Source organism: Zunongwangia endophytica, from assembly GCF_030409505.1.
Lineage (GTDB): Bacteria > Bacteroidota > Bacteroidia > Flavobacteriales > Flavobacteriaceae > Zunongwangia > Zunongwangia endophytica.
In genome coordinates this window covers 1,263,128-1,279,385 of sequence record NZ_JAUFPZ010000002.1, presented here as the reverse complement: position 1 = coordinate 1,279,385, position 16,258 = coordinate 1,263,128, and the positions used below count along the sequence as shown (strand labels likewise).

At 34.7% G+C, this 16,258-nt stretch carries 11 protein-coding genes; 6 read left to right on the top strand and 5 right to left on the bottom strand.

Annotation, left to right across the window (positions count from 1 at the left end):
* Both QWY91_RS05800 and QWY91_RS05795 read left to right on the top strand, forming a co-directional pair.
* Window positions 1–1,503, top strand: coding sequence for a RelA/SpoT-related domain-containing protein (locus QWY91_RS05800; protein ID WP_290232516.1), 1,503 nt, complete (start codon window positions 1–3; stop codon window positions 1,501–1,503).
* On the top strand, window positions 1,500–2,669 hold the full coding sequence (locus QWY91_RS05795) for a DGQHR domain-containing protein (RefSeq protein ID WP_290232514.1): 1,170 nt from the start codon (window positions 1,500–1,502) through the stop codon (window positions 2,667–2,669). The genes QWY91_RS05800 and QWY91_RS05795 overlap by 4 nt, the downstream gene beginning before the upstream one ends.
* A gap of 42 nt (window positions 2,670–2,711) precedes the next feature.
* Here QWY91_RS05795 and QWY91_RS05790 read toward each other — a convergent pair whose 3' ends face one another.
* Window positions 2,712–3,065: a helix-turn-helix domain-containing protein gene (locus QWY91_RS05790; protein ID WP_290232512.1), complete on the bottom strand. Its 354-nt coding sequence runs from the start codon at window positions 3,063–3,065 to the stop codon at window positions 2,712–2,714.
* Between the two features lie 949 nt (window positions 3,066–4,014).
* Here QWY91_RS05790 and QWY91_RS05785 point away from each other — a divergent pair.
* Genes QWY91_RS05785 through QWY91_RS05775 form a run of 3 tightly spaced genes read left to right on the top strand, consistent with a single transcriptional unit; the run spans window position 4,015 to window position 11,274 of the window.
* On the top strand, window positions 4,015–7,026 hold the full coding sequence (locus QWY91_RS05785; RefSeq protein ID WP_290232510.1) for a SusC/RagA family TonB-linked outer membrane protein: 3,012 nt from the start codon (window positions 4,015–4,017) through the stop codon (window positions 7,024–7,026).
* 5 nt (window positions 7,027–7,031) lie between these two features.
* Complete coding sequence (locus QWY91_RS05780) at window positions 7,032–8,426, top strand: RagB/SusD family nutrient uptake outer membrane protein (protein WP_290232509.1); 1,395 nt, start codon at window positions 7,032–7,034, stop codon at window positions 8,424–8,426.
* A gap of 49 nt (window positions 8,427–8,475) precedes the next feature.
* A complete protein-coding gene (locus tag QWY91_RS05775) occupies window positions 8,476–11,274 on the top strand; it encodes a M16 family metallopeptidase (protein WP_290232507.1) in 2,799 nt (932 codons plus the stop codon).
* 58 nt (window positions 11,275–11,332) lie between these two features.
* On the opposite strand, the gene QWY91_RS05770 is transcribed toward QWY91_RS05775, so the two are convergent.
* The 4 genes from QWY91_RS05770 to QWY91_RS05755 all read right to left on the bottom strand — a co-directional run bounded on the left by QWY91_RS05770 (window position 11,333) and on the right by QWY91_RS05755 (window position 13,602).
* Window positions 11,333–11,587, bottom strand: a complete 255-nt coding sequence (locus QWY91_RS05770; RefSeq protein ID WP_290232505.1) for a DUF6520 family protein — start codon at window positions 11,585–11,587, stop codon at window positions 11,333–11,335.
* Between the two features lie 125 nt (window positions 11,588–11,712).
* Window positions 11,713–12,180 carry a MauE/DoxX family redox-associated membrane protein gene (locus QWY91_RS05765; protein ID WP_290232503.1) on the bottom strand — a complete coding sequence of 156 codons (468 nt, stop codon included), beginning with the start codon at window positions 12,178–12,180 and terminating at the stop codon, window positions 11,713–11,715.
* 148 nt (window positions 12,181–12,328) lie between these two features.
* On the bottom strand, window positions 12,329–13,219 hold the full coding sequence (locus QWY91_RS05760; RefSeq protein WP_290232502.1) for a helix-turn-helix domain-containing protein: 891 nt from the start codon (window positions 13,217–13,219) through the stop codon (window positions 12,329–12,331).
* Window positions 13,216–13,602 (bottom strand): DUF7793 family protein, encoded by a 387-nt coding sequence (locus tag QWY91_RS05755; protein WP_290232500.1) that lies wholly within the window; start codon window positions 13,600–13,602, stop codon window positions 13,216–13,218. Before QWY91_RS05755 ends, QWY91_RS05760 begins: the two co-directional genes overlap by 4 nt.
* 186 nt (window positions 13,603–13,788) lie before the next feature.
* Between QWY91_RS05755 and QWY91_RS05750 the strand changes: the two genes are divergently transcribed.
* Complete coding sequence (locus tag QWY91_RS05750) at window positions 13,789–16,251, top strand: aminotransferase class I/II-fold pyridoxal phosphate-dependent enzyme (RefSeq protein WP_290232498.1); 2,463 nt, start codon at window positions 13,789–13,791, stop codon at window positions 16,249–16,251.
* Window positions 16,252–16,258 lie beyond the last annotated feature (7 nt).

Sequence of the window (16,258 nt, the reverse complement as noted above, 5' to 3'; positions counted from 1 at the left end):
ATGATTGAAGATGAAATTTCCCTATTGGATAAAATAAGTGATTATTATGGGAACACAATTTTAAAAGAACTAAAATCCAAAAAAAAAGAGATTCAGAAGGTTTTTAATATCTTAATTGAGAAGGAAGCTAAAAAGTTCAATCTAGTTTCAGAAAACTCTGTTCACAATTCAAGATATGTTCAGGTTATTTCTAGAGTTAAGAAAAAGAATAGTTTTCGAGAAAAATTGATTAGAAGGAATATTGGATCTAAGATAATCAATAACCTGAAACTTACAGAGCAAAATTTTGATAGGAGTAAAGCTAAAATCAGTAATGAAGTTGAAAATTTGGATGATGTTATCGGTTTACGTTTGGTTTGTGATTTAAATAAGGATTGTCCGGGAGCCTTAGAAATGATTTCTAACAATTTAGGTTTTCTAAAGGAGCATAAAATCAGCTTCAAAACAGGTGAAATCGAAAGTCAACCACAAAAAATGAAAAATGGTTTAAGTATATACCGATTAAAGGGGGTCTTTGATGACCGGATTGGTTTTGAACTTCAAATTAAAAGTAAAATTGATGAGGCCTGGGGAGAATTGGATCATTTTATCTTTTATAAAGATTATAGCTTCTTTCCCTCGAAAACGTCTGTTCAACAAACTATGAATAATGTTGGAAAATTATTAGACAAAATTGAAGATCTCTTATATGATTTGCGAAGATCAAAGGACGACTATAATAAAAATTTAAAAAACCTGCTATTCACCCAGGAATTATCGGAAGCATATAGTTCTAAGATCAAAGATATCTTGGGTTTTTCATATCAAGTAGAGAAACTTGCACCTACATTGAGATTTTTTATTGAAAATTATTATCCAACTTTCAATATTAAAGATGAGGAAAACTCCGAAATGTCTTTTAAGTTTTTAAAATATGAAACTTCAAATGAAAACTATAAATATTATAGAAACAGAAGTATAGAATTAAAATTAATTGAAGCAATTTATATAAATGTTTGGGAGTGTGAAACTAAACAAAAGCTCACAAGTGAAAATTATAAGAAGTTTTCCAGTCATTTATGTGAAGCCTTATTAGAGAATATTAAAGAGGAGATTTTACAAGCTGATACCCTGTCAGATTATGATCAGGATTTAATAGAAAATAATTTCAATCTTTTAATCAAATTTAATTCTAATGAAAATCCGTGGATTTCAGGAAGATTATTCTCAGAATTCTCAAAAATTCGAAGAGAAGTATTAGATTTTATATCCGAGAATTTTGAATCCGAAATGGAGGACGAAATTTTAGGTGAGGATGAAATTGAACAAATTTATTCTATTTTTTTACTGTGCCAGTTTGATGCTAACCTTGAAGAGTTTTTAGATAATTTAACGGAAAGAAATTATACTCAGCAAGTCATTATTAAACTTAAGGAAAAGTATTCAAACAGCATTTCATTAAATATAATTGAAAAGAAAATTAATGTATTTAGCCTTCAAATTTTAAATCATTTGGCAATATGAAAATAGAATCTATAGTTTTTAAACAAAATAATCAGAAGTATTTAAGTTTTGTTCTGCCATATTCAGAGTTGCACCGAATTAGCAAAGTTTTGGTTTATGAGCAAGATGATAATGGCTATCAAAGGAAACCTAACAAATTACATATAAATAGAATCAAGAAATTTATTACAGATGATATTACGAATTTTAAATTACCTACTTCGATAATTCTTGGTGTAGATTCTTCTGATGTTGAAATGGTAAGGACAACGGAAAATGGTCTTATTTCTATTGATTTCGATAAATTCAAAAATAAACCTTTTAGAATTGTTGATGGTCAACATAGAATTTTGGGTATGGAAAAAGCACTGGAAAATGTTGGAAGTGCCGAGGAAGTTAAAAAACTAAATGAATATCCATTTAACATAGTTACTGTAGTAACGGATGAAAATAATAGGTCTGTTGAGCTAGATATTTTTATAGATATTAATTCTAAGGGTAAGAAGGTTAGTACAGATTTGGCTGAATTAGCTCGTTATAATTACCGTATTAAGGAGAAATCTATTGAAAATAATATCACAAATATTTCTGAGCATATTGCAATGAAAGCATCCAAAAATTTAAGAGAAGATAAATCAAGTATCTGGAGCTATGCAATAAAATTTGATATCCATTCTGATACAAATATTGGGATTATTGGAGTAAGTGCTTTTAGAAAATCAATTACCGGAATAATAAAGAATTACTTAACCAAGAAGAATGCCTATGGTTTATTAAAATTAGATGATGAAGATTTAATTAAAGAATGTGATGAACACGCAAAAATCATTAAAGATTTTCTTGGAAAATGCTGGGATGAGTCAGTAAGGAAAAAATGGTCTGGTTGTTTTAAAGAAAATTTGAAACAAAATGATTATGAAGAATTAGTAAAGGTTTACTTTAGCAGAGATTATTATATACAGAAACCATTAGGTGCTAAGTCCATTAATAAGATGATAGAATTGGCAGTATCTGATACTAATAACTTGGATGAAGCTTATAAAAAATTTGATGAAAAAATTGTTTCCAGTAACGTCACCAGCAAAACATGGAAAGTAGGAGATGTTTTATCTGGTTTAAATTCCGAAAGTGGATTTAAAAAAATTAGAGAAATGATTTCTAATGAGAGAAATATTCCAGTTAATTAAGATATTGATTATTTCTATACTTTTTCGAAAAACAACTAAGCATTAGATAGAATGTATTTCTAAAATTCTTTCTTCTAATTGTTTACTTTCGCTCCCGTCCTTATTTTTCTTAGGAACTTTTTGATATTTTATCTCAATAATATCTTCTTTAGGAATGAACTTTGGCAAAAGTTCATATAGAGATTTTAGTTTTAATGCTTTTGCAATTAAAGCTAAATGTCTAATACTATATTTGTCGGGTTGTCCTAAAGCTTCAACTTTTCCTACAAAGCTTTTACTTAACTTCATAAGTTGACTTAATTCACGTTGAGAAATGCCATTTTTCTCACGCAATTTTCGAACCCGAATTATAATATCGTAGTCAAGTTTAGATATTTTAACTGAAAATTTATTCATAAATATGCTCCGATCATTTGGAGCGTTTGTTTTTTGTTATTATCTTTGGTTCAGTTATATAAGCGACAATTAGAAGAAAGAGTTTTTAACTCTCTCTTAATACGATGTCACTCATAAACGAAAACCGTCAATTTTCCCTATGAGTAGACCGTGAGCTCGCTGTCTATTGGATTTTGTATCTTCGCGATATAAACCAATAGGGCGGGTCTCATGTTAGTCTTTGGGGAACCAAGTTTCGGCTTGGCGGTTCTTGACGGTACCACGTTCAAAGCATTGAGGCTCGCTTTATTGGTTTTTAACCTTTAAAGCACTTCAATGACTTCTTGAGTATACATCGTTACATAATAACCGTCAAGATTATGAAAACGAGTAAAAGAAATCTATTAAAGCACCTCTGCTGCAAATCATTTCTTGCCGGCTTTACCCATTGTCATCCCGAAAAGGTACAATCTCATCCCCATCAATCTATCTTAAAGAACATAATTTGTGCGCCAGAATAATTTGGGCGTAGCCGGTAGCAAAACGCCCTGCCTTTTGCCGGTATAACCGGCCTGGTGCCAGTGCAAACCACATGGGTATAGACCTCCATATTTTTCTAGTACTCGCAATGCTAAAAATAGGACGTTTTTCTTTGTTGTACAAATCCAATATTTGCTATTACAGGCAAGCTGGGTCGGTTTTTAAAAATTGAAGTTGGAAAGTCGAAAGTAAAAAGTAAGGATTTGGAAAGCTGAGGATTGATCGCTAAAAGCTAAATTAAAAATGTTAGCTGTTAACGCTAAACTGTGAGTTATTAATGTAACCCCTAAAACCAATATCTATAAGAGCGAAAAACAAAACCACACAATTTGAATTAGTAGCTAAATGCCTACCCCTCGGGTTTGACAGCAGGAGGGGAAGGCTGATGGCTTGTTAACTTATTAAAGACAAACAAAACCAAAGCTAAATTATGAAAAATAATTACAAGCGCTGCAATATTGTAGTGCTAATACCCCTTTTATATTCATTTTTCTTTCTGGGAAAGATGAATGCCAGTCCTTTTTATTATCATTTTACCTATAAACCTAAACTTTTTGTTCAACAACAAATCACCGGAATTGTTAGGGATCAAAAAGGTGTTCCTATTCCCGGAGTTAATGTCATTGTCGCGGGATCATCTATCGGTACTATGACCAATCTGGATGGTGAATATACCATTACCACCAGTGTAGGGGATACCCTGCTGTACTCTTATATTGGCTTTAAAGCATTTAAAGTTCAGGTAACTGAAACCTTTTCTGGTGATATCACACTTCAGGCGTCTATTGATGCGCTGGAGGAGGTGGTCATCAATGCCGGGTATTATAATACAACAAAGCGGGAGCGTACCGGGAATATCGTAAAAGTAAGTGCTGCTGAGATAGAAAATCAGCCGTTAGTTAATCCCTTGCAGGCCTTGCAGGGTAGAATGGCCGGGGTAGAAATTACACCAACTGTTGGAATTCCGGGAGCGTCTTCCACCATTCAAATCCGCGGAACTAATAGTCTTAGAGAAGAAGGGAATCGGCCTCTTTATATAGTTGATGGTATTCCCATTAATTCAGCGCCAATTGATGGCGTTTCTCTGATAGGCCAATATGGCGGAGGGGCAGATCCCTTAAATACTATAGGACTATATAATATCAAAAGTATTGAAGTGCTTAAAGATGCCGATGCTACCGCTATTTACGGTTCCCGGGGTGCTAATGGAGTAATCCTTATAACGACTAAAAAAGAAACGACCGCTAAGAGTCAGCTGGAAGCGCATTTCTATACCGGAGCGTCAAGTCTTCCGAATCGTATGGAAATGCTTAATACCCAGGAATATTTAAAGGTTCGAAAGGCTGCTTTTGAAAATGATGGGGTAGAACCTACCAACTCGAATGCTTATGATCTTTTGGTGTGGGATCAAAATAAATATACCGATTGGCAGGAATACTTTTTAGGGGGGACCGCCCCGGTTACTAATGCGAGCTTGCAATATTCGGGGGGAAGTAGTCAAACTGGTTTTCGCCTTGGGGGATCTTATTTTAATCAGGGCACGATTTATCCTACTGATTTTAAGTATGAAAAAGTAACCGGGAATTTAAATCTAAATCATAGAAGCAATGATGATAAACTTCAGCTTAACCTTGCCGTAAATTATGGAATTGACCGTAATGATCTGGTAGGAGCAACCAGCCTTCTATCTTTTCCTTTTTCGATTCCGCCTAACGCGCCATCAGTTTTAAATAGAGATGGTAGTCTTAATTGGGATGACTGGCTCGCGGTTGGACAAAATAATCCACTATCAGGCTATTTTAATAATACTACAAGCCGTGTGAATAACTTTATTGCTAATCTAAGTATTTCCTATCGACTGCAGGAAGGATTAAACTTTAAAACCAGTATGGGATATACCAACCTGCAAAGCAGGGAAATTCAAAAAATGCCTTCTTATTCTTACAATCCCAATTATAATAGGGCACACCAATCAACCCATACGAATGTTAACCGAACTTCCTGGATTCTTGAGCCTCAATTGTTATATGAAAAGAACCTCTTAGGAGGAACTGTAAATGCCATTTTAGGAACGACATTCCAGAAAAATACAGGTACCTCGGAGCAACTAACCGGTGTTGGCTATGTTTCAGATGTTCTTATCGGAAACCTGGCTGCTGCAGAATCTGTCACAGGAAATTCTTATCTGGATACAGAGTATAAGTACAATGCAGTTTTTGGTCGACTTGGTTTTAAATGGCAGGATAAATATTACCTCAACTTAACCGGAAGACGGGACGGCTCTTCTCGCTTTGGCCCCGGAAAGCGCTTCGCTAATTTTGGAGCTGTGGGGGCAGCATGGATTTTTTCTGAAGAGAAATTTATCAAAGATGAAATCTCCTGGTGGAGCTTTGGAAAATTTAGAGGAAGCTACGGTACGACAGGGAATGATCAAATAGGGGATTATGGATATCTGGATGCTTATGAAGTAACCACGGGGCCTTCGGGATTATATCCTACACAACTTTTTAATCCTAACTATTCCTGGGAAACAAATAAAAAGTTAGAACTGGCAATCGAACTTGGTTTTTTGAAAGATCGAATCAATTTGGCCGTCAATTGGTATCGTAATCGATCTTCCAATCAATTGGTCGGGCTATCATTACCTGCAATGACTGGTTTTAATTCTGTTCAGGCCAATCTGCCGGCTAGTGTAGAGAATAAGGGATGGGAGATTGAATTGAATACCCGTAATATTCAATCCAAAGGCTTCAATTGGCAGACATCCTTTAATATAAGTTTTCCTAAAAATAAGCTTATCGCTTTTCCTGATCTGGAAAATTCCAGCTATCAGAATACGTATCAGATAGGAAAACCTTTAAATATTAGATGGCTTTATGAATATGATGGTATAGATCCCGAAACGGGATACTACGCTATAGCCGATATAAACGGTGATGGCCGTTATGATTATAATGACCGTATAGAATCTAAAGCACTGGTAAGGGAATATTATGGTGGAATAAACAATTCGATTACCTATAAAAATTTTTCTTTAGACTTTTTGTGGCAGTTTGTAAAGCAGGAGGGAACGCTCCTTTTTATGGACGCTGGTCGAATTGGCAATCAACGCCAAGAGGCATTGGAAACTTTAAATGCTGACAGCCCATATCAAATGGCCTCACAATCGATATTTGGTCTTATTGCTTATGCCAATGTACAGAACAGTCCTTTTTTCTATACAGACGCTTCTTTTCTGAGGCTAAAAACGCTTTCTCTTAATTATGAAATACCAAAGAGTATATTGGAGTTTTTGGCAGTACAACAAGCGAATCTATTTATTCATGGACAAAATTTAATTACCATCACACCGTACAAAGGTCTTGATCCGGAAAGCCCCCAGACAGGTAATTCCTATGGGGGACTTAGGACTTTAACCGCCGGAATTCAACTTAATTTTTAATAGCTATGAATATAACAAACATTGCAAAATATATCGCTATATTCCTATGTGTAGTCCTGGCGGGCTGTGAAGACTTTGTGAGTATCGAGGCACCTAATAATAAAATGGTGCGAGCTGATATTTTCGAAGATGAAACCGCTGCTGAAAGTGCTATGCAAGGCATATATAATCAACTTTTCGTACTTGCTTTCAGTAATGGATTTGAGAATAGCGTCACCAATCTCACCGCATTATCTGCTGATAATCTTCGATTAATTCGTGAAAGTAATCCTACCTATTTAGAATTTCAGGAAAATGAAATTTTACCGGATAACAGCAGAAACCTTTCTTTATGGTCAAGCGCATATAATTTGATCTATTTAACTAACTCCTTACTGGAAGGCATAGAAAAATCATCCTTAGATGAAAACTTCAAGCAAGCCTTGGAGGGACAGGCACTTTTTATTCGAGCATTCACCTATTTCAATCTGGTGAACCTTTACGGAGATGTGCCATTACTGTTAACTACAGACTACACATATAATGCTAAAGCTCCAAGAATTTCAGCAACGGAAGTATATGACCAGATCATTAGCGATATGGAAGATGCAGCACCTTTACTTTCCGAGGAATATGTTCAGAATCAAAGAACCTACGTTAATCAAAATGTGGTTTATGCTTTGATGGCCAGGGTTTATTTATACCTGGAAAACTGGGAAATGGCATTAGAATACAGTAATCGTGTGATCTCAAAAACAAGTTCTTATGAATTGTTAACTGATTTGAATGAAGTGTTTCTGATGAATAGTATGGAAGCCATATGGCAAATTTCTCCATTGGGAAATGGCGTGGTTACTACACAGACCTTTGAGGGAGCGCTTTACATCATTGAGCCGAGAGCGTCAGCAAGTTATAACCTGGCACTTACCCAGGATTTAATAGATACGTTTGCGGAAAATGATTCGCGGCTGATCAAATGGATAGGCTTTAGTGAAGTAGAGTCTGTCTATTTCGCACATAAATATAAAGATCGCTACAGCACAGGGAATATTAGCGAATATTCAATGATTCTTCGTTTGGCTGAACAATATTTAATTCGTGCCGAAGCCAGGGTAATGAAAAATGAGATCAATCTTGCTATAGATGATATTAACAAAATACGAACTAGGGCAGGTATTGAGGCTTTAGATCAGAATAGTTCTTGGAATAAGGAAGCCCTACAATCCCTACTACTGGAAGAACGACGAAGGGAGCTTTTTACCGAATGGGGACATCGATGGTTTGATTTAAAAAGAATGAATAAAACTACCGAGGTGTTATCCCCTAAGAAAACCTCTTGGCAATCCATCGATAGTTACTATCCAATTCCTGATGAGGAACGCAGGATAAATTCCAATCTAACTCAAAATGAGGGATACTAGAATGATGAGCAAAACAAATACAGGCATAGTGAGATTTATTTCCCTTCTGATGATACTAGGATTAGTTTTTCCGGTGGAGAGCATAGCCCAGGTGACCAAAGCTAAAGATAGCCTGATTCAGGGAAGTCTATCCAATGGTTTACGGTATTATATAAAAGCTATCCCATCAGAAACTAAATTGCATATGAATCTTATAGTTAAAGCAGGGGCGATATTTCAAGATAAAAATCAGTACGAAGTAGCCCACCTTCTTGAACATTTGTCATTAAGGGAAAGTGAACATTTTCCGAATGGCATCGCAAATTCCGATAGTTTACTCACGGCAATAGGAAATCGAGGCATAGGAAGAGATTTTTATGCTTTTACAGGCTATGAAGAGGTTTCCTATACATATAATGCAAATGTCGAAAATAATCAAAGTATAGAGACGGGACTCATCTGGTTTAGGGATATTGCAGGGGGACTAAAATTAGCACCAAAAGATATAAAAATTGAGAAGGAATTAATTAAGCAGGAAAATGTACATAAATCCTCCGGAAAATCAGTCAATAAATCTCTTTTGTTTCAGACCATATTTCCTTGTATGGCCAATAAAAATGAATATAATAAGAAAGTAGAAGCTGTAAAAATTAGTGATATTAAAAGCTTTTACAAAGATTATTATCAGCCGCAAAACCTGGCTATAAGAATCGTTGGGAATGTGGATCAACCGGAAATCCTTGAAAATAAGATCAAGCTTATGTTTGGGGAATTGAAAAGTTCAATTTCCAAAGTAAAATTAGAAGCTTACAGCGTTATTAATCCATCTGGGGTGTCAAAATTTGAAGTTTTGGAACGCTTGGTACCCTTAGAGGTAGATGACCAGAAGCTTAGTATAAACTTGTTTTATAGAGGTGAAACTTATATAGATAAACCATTATCTACTCAGGAAAGGATCGATAGATTAAAACAGAAAATTATACAAGAATTAATGGCCGAAGCCTTCCAAAAGGAAATGGCATCTTTGAGAGAAGTTTATAATCCGAAATTTGATTTTTTAATAAAGAGCTATTCTAATTTTATGAACTCACCATCACTTATCTGGATGGAGATTATGACAGATCCCGAGGATGTAGAATACACCTTGGAAAGGGTATTTGACAACATAAATATGTTTACATCTTTTGGGGTTTCAAAGGAAGAGTGGGATGTTCTTAAAAAACAAAAATTAGCAATGCTCAAAAAGAAGGAAAATGCATCGCTATATTATTGGGAAAAAGAAATCCTAAATAATTTCTTGCATGAAGAATTGCTTGTAGATGGAAAAGAAGCAATGATTAAGGACTGGTTGCAAAAATTGTCATACAGGGATTTTAACTCCCAAATCGAAACATATTTTGGGAAAAAACCAAAGAATATAATGATTATGGTGGCTAAGGGGCAAAAGAAATCTATTGATAAAAATTATATATCAAACCTAATTGACAACAAACTGAAAGAACATAAAACTTCAAATAGAAAAAACAATGAAATTTCTGAAGTTCTAATGTCCGATTCATTGAAACAAAGTTTGATGCCAAAGGCATATACCCAAATTCAGGATTCCACGAAATATAATCGCTACAGGTTAAATAATGGACTAGAGGTTATCTTGGTTAAGGATTCCACTGTAAAAAACAAAGTTGAAATTCATGGCTTTAGCCCTATAGGAGCCTTAAGCTTGCCGGAGCGAGATTTTTACGCTGCTTCGTATGCACCCAGATTGATAAAGCACTCCGGGATTGGAAATTTTGATAAATTTCAACTAGAGCATCTTACCAACAAATATAAGGGGTTAAATTACTACCAGTATATAAATCCCAATGAGACAGGCATAAAAGCTACAGCAAATAGTAGAGATGTTGAAAGTTTAATGCAACTAATTTTTTTATCCGTATCCAAACCACTTAAGAATAAAGCTGCATTTGACGATTGGAAGAACAGCATAGCAAAAAGCTTATTGGATCCTACATATTACCTTCGGGGAATTAACTTTTCAAATCATATTAAGGACTATATGAAACCCCACGATATTGCTTTCCATATGGGAAGTACTTTTGTAGAACAGGTACAAAATCTTCAGTTCGATAGGATACTAGAGGCTTATAGAAAATTGTTCTCTCAAAGTGAGCGGTTCACTTATATCATTTATGGGGATTATGATGAAGAAATTATGCTAAAATTGTCACAGAAGTATCTGGGGAATTTACCGGTAATTCCAGAAAAGTTAAATGAAATTGATATTTATAACGAAAAAGATTCTATCGCATTAAAAAGTCACGAAGTTGAATTTCAATCCCTTAGATGCAGTGATAATATTATGTTTTCTATGATCTCTTTTTCTGAGCCTAAACCCTTCTCCTGGAAAGAAAACTTAAAAGTTCAATTTCTTGGGAATATATTGCTAGAAAAGACTTTTGCGCTGAGATTCGATAAAGATTTCGCATTGTATGATCTAATAGGGGGTGGGTTTTATGATGACGTTCTACACCGATATAAATTGATGACAAAAATGGATTGTACCCAGGAAGAATTTGAGCAGGTTAAAGAAGCTACCGGGATAATTTTTAAGGACTTACGATCAGGAAAAATAGAAAATCATTTATATACAAAAGTATACCAGGAAATTGAAAAAAGAATCAGTTTAGCATCAGAAAGTCCGCAATCTTTAAATGATATTTATAAATATTATAGTAAGAATTATCATCAAGAATTTCCAAAAAAAGCAGAGAAACTCGAATTTCTGCAATCATTGACCATTGATGAAATTAAAAGCTTTGCTGAAGATTTTTTGAAGGAAGAACACCTATTTAAATTTATTATGTATTAAACAATAAGAGGCACACTGTTATGTAGTGTGCCTCATTTTTTAAAAAATTAGATTATTTTTAAGGTAAAACAGTAATGCTACCGTCTCCTTCTTTCTTGGAGTTTAAATCCATGGTATCATAAACATCAAATGGTCCTTCACCCCCTCTTACTACCCGACAATCATTGGATTGTGGCGAACAATTAATTTCAGGAATAGCTTCCCATTGATCATCAACACGAATATAATCGCTTTCTTGCTGATTCGCTGTTGTAAACGACATTCCGATAGCACTAACAAAAGCTAGTGCTGGGATTAAAAATTTGGTTTTCATAACATAAAGTTTTGAATTTGTAAAATAGTCCTAGTTTAAACAGATAGACCTTCTCGCTGTAATCACGCGTGAAATTCTTTATATGGCATGCTTATATAATTATATCTTTTTTTTTGGTATTCGTTTTAATCTTTTGGTTCTGTAATATACCAGGCTGTTAAGGCTAGTAAAAGATTGATAAGATTAAATAACACATGTTGCTTCCAGCTTAGTAACGAAATCAATCCGCCACAACTACAGGGTTTGTTGGGTAAAAACCAGTTAATCCAGCCGGAATATAGACTAAGGAGAATAAATAAAGATGTAATGCCTAAATAGCCGATCTTTCTGGTTTTTTTAAAACTGATGCTTAATGCTAGTGCTATTTCTGAAATAGGAATTAACCATTGTCCGATAGTTGCTAGTTCATTATCTAAATATAAAGGGGCGTTTATAAGCGTAGTATATAAGGTTTTCAACTCAGTGATCTTGCTAATTCCTGTGTAGGTTAATAACAATACAAAATAGAATAGTAGTACTTTAGAGACATAGGAAAATAGCTGCTGTCTACTCCGAGTTTCTCTTAATCTCCAGTTTTTACTATTCGGTTTCATCTGCTAAATTTTTATATAGGATTTAGGCCTATTGGAATTGATTTAGTGTAAAACTCGGGATTGTAAATTATTAAAAGGAATTCATTGTTTATTAAAAACTAGAGATTGCTTATCCAATAAAATAAGATTAATGGGTATTGTGAAAAATCTATTGCAAATAGTCAGAGGGATTTTGTCCAAAATATTTTTTGAAGGCAGCACTAAATTGGGTGTAACTTTTAAAATTTAAATCGGAAGCAATGAGCTTTAATGGTTGATGCGTATTCTCTATTCTCGCTTTTGCTTCTTCCAGACGTATTTTATTATAAAACATGAAAGGACTCATGCCGAATAACTGCTTGAAACCATGTTTTAGTCGATTTGTAGATAGCTTGAATTTTTCAGCGAGTTCTGTATCTGATAATTTTGGTTCTCCTACATGATACAATAGGTAATCATAGGCTTCCTGAAGGGAAATAGTATCCCATCTGGAAAGCGACGGTCTTTCGTTATCTATTTTTGCACTATTAGAATAAATACCATTCTGAAAAAAACTAATACTTAAATAGCATTCTTTTCTAATGGTTTGTAGTGGCTTTACGTAACAATCCATTAGTCCACTGGATTGAAGTTGATGTTTAAATTGAATCCGAAACGATAGCTTTTCCTTTTTCTTCCTCTTGATAGTATTAAAATGACCTTGGAAATCTTTTTTAGATTTTTTAGTCAAGTATTTTAGGAATTTTGTGCCAATGATTTCATGATGCCCATCGGAAATCGTTTTTGATGATGGAGTGCAGGCAGCAATAATTCCTTCCTGATCTAATATAATTGTGGAATGCGTGATAAACTTATAGGATAAATGTGGATTGACATATGCAAAATGTTTAAAATTTTCACGGAGTTCCTGCGCCATTAAGTTCAGTTGATGGCGTAGGGTATTCAATAAATCTCGCTCCTCATCCAAAGGTATTTCATAATTGAAATTTCCAGAGGCTACCTGATTGATCATTTCAAAGATATGCTTGGTATTTTTTAAACTCAGTGTTCTTTCAGTCATGGCGATTTTGTTTTAAAAGCTCTGAGGAAATTTAATGCCGCAAATTTGTGACGAAAGACCTTACTTGGAATTCGAGGTTTACTATTGCGGATAAAAAAACTGATCATTTTATAAGAATAATCATCTGGTGCGATATAAGCTACTGCACTAGCGAGTATAGATCCTTCTCTGGCAAGATAGTCTCTGGCCATTTTATGGGAATCTACCAGACCACTGGTATCGCAACAGATAGGATAATATTTATCCTTTTGTATACTTAATCTGTATTTTACGGTTTGCTGGGCTTTTTCTAAGCTTAATACGGTATTTGGATGATATTCAAAATATAATATACCATCATCAATCCAAATTTTAGCCACCCTCTTTTTTCCTGATCTATCCATGAGTTTTCATTTTGGGAGTTAAAAATGGGAGTAGGGTCAGTGTAAAATTAGATGCAATTTCAATTGTAAGCTTATTAAATATATACAATTGCTTATTAAAAATGAAAGAAAACCATGGAAGATGAGATTTTTTGGAGGCATTTATAAATGTTTACTATAGCTTGATTATTCTTTAATTTTCTACTTATGGCAAAAATTAAGCACAATAACTTTTTAGATACCGTAGATGATTACTTCTTACAGGCTCAGGAAAAAGGTATACTTCATCTCTATGCTGAAGATAAAAGCCTCACCGGAAGATTTATTACGGTAAAAGGAAAATCGCTGTATCATTTTGGGACTACCGGTTATCTTGGCCTGGAACAAGATCAGCGATTAAAAGCTGAAGCCATAGAGGGGATAAAGAAATATGGTACCCAATTTCCGCTGAGTAAAACGTATATCTCTCATCCTTTGTATGCAGAACTTGAAACTAGCCTTAAAGCGCTTTTTAATTCACCGGTCATTATAACTAAAAATAGTACGTTGGGACATATTGGCGTCATTCCGGGACTGGTACAGGATCAGGATGCTGTTATTCTAGATCATCAGGTGCACTGGAGCGTACATAACGCTGTACAATTATTAAAACCAAGAGGAATTAGTGTTAAAATGATCCCTCATAATGACAGTAAAGCTCTGGAAGAGCTAATAAAAGATCTCAAAGGAACTCATGAGAAGATATGGTTTTTTGCGGACGGGATATATTCCATGTTTGGGGATTGTGCTCCAATAGCCGATTTATTTTTGCTCCTAGAGAAATATTCTCAACTACATTTATATTTTGATGATGTGCATGGAATGAGCTGGACTGGTACTAATGGTGCAGGTTTTATTCTTCAGTCATGTGAAGAACTAGGATTTTCTGAATTGCCTGATCGGGTGATGTTTATGGCCACCCTAAGTAAGACGTTCGGTGCTAACGGATCAGTATTTATTTGTCCTAATGAAGAGCTTCACCGCAAACTTAAGCTATATGGAGGACCACTTACATTTTCGGCCCAGTTGGATCCGGCATCTGTAGCAGCAGCAATTGCCTCTGCCAAAATTCATCTTTCTGATGAAATTAAAGGTTTACAAGACGAACTCAAGGGAAAGATAAAACTTTGCAGTCGACTATTGAAGGATACGGCTTTGCCAATTGTAAATCTTAATAATACGCCTGTTTTTTATATAGCTTGTGGACTTCCGATTACCGGTTATGAAATGATTGAACGGCTCTTTAAAAAAGGTTTTTTTGTGAATTTAGGATTATTCCCAGCGGTACCGGTTAAAAATACAGGAATTCGGTTTACGATCTCAAGACATAATAATCAAAAGGATATACGAAAACTTGTGAAAGCACTGGCAGAAGCTTTTGAGGAGGCAATTATCGTTAGCGATAGTAGTAGGCGAAGAATTGCAGAACTTTTTAAAAATTACAATTGGAATGCTTCTTATATAAAGCAATTGGAAAAAGAATCTAAAAGTAGTTCTAAAAGTAATTTGAATTCGAATTTAGTTTTGCAATGTTTTAAAAGTATAGATGACATTGATAAAGAGGAATGGAATACACATATTGGTCATGGGCTTTTTGATTTTAGTGGACAGCAATGGCTTGAAAAAGTCCTCTCTGCTTCTTTTATGGATGAAAGCGGGCTTAACCATAAAACAAATTTTTTCTATTTCCGTATAGTGGATCAATCGAATCGCTTGGTATTATTGACCTATTTTTCACTGGAGCGTTTAAAGGATGATATGCTCGCACCGGAATCGGTATCAATAGCATATGAAAAGCAACGTATGCTTCAACCAGATTATATGACCTCTAGGGTGTTATCAATGGGAAGTATTTTTTCTGAAGGAAAACATTTCTACGCTGATGTAAATCATTCCGCTATAAATGATGCCTGGAGACTGCTCTTTAAAAATCTTGAAGAATTGAAAAGAGAAAAGAATGGGCAAATGATCTTATTACGAGATTTTCCAGATGATCATATACACGAGCATCTTTTTAAACAACAGGGTTTTATCAAGATTGGAATGCCCCGTAGTTGTAAAATGTTGCTAGCAGATTGCCATTCAATAAAAGAATGGTTTTCAAAACTATCTAAACGTAATCGTCGCCATTTTAGGGTCGATATAGAACCTTATCTAAAGGATTGTGAGTTAGTCATAAGCCAAGAGGCAACTAAAGATCTAATTCATCAATATTATGTGCTATATCAAAATGTTCAAAAGGAAAATATTGCAATCAATTTATTCCCTTATCCAGAGCAATTGTTCTTTGAGATGAATACACATCCGGCATGGGAGTTTCTGGAACTAAGGACTAGAGATAAGGAGGGAAAGCTGCTAGGAGTCGTTTTTTGTTATACCTCAAAAGAATGCTATTCTCCTGCACTTATTGGTATCGATTACAACTACAATGCATCTCATGCTGTATATCGACAGTTATTATATTATATCATTCAACAGGGCATAGCCAAAAATGTATCGGAAATTGATCTTGGTTTAAGTGCTGCTTTTGAAAAAAGAAAGTTGGGAGCCAACATTTACAATACGTATGCCTACCTGCAAAGCGACGACAATTTTAAATTGGATGTGCTCGAATTGACTCAAAATGAATAACTAAATA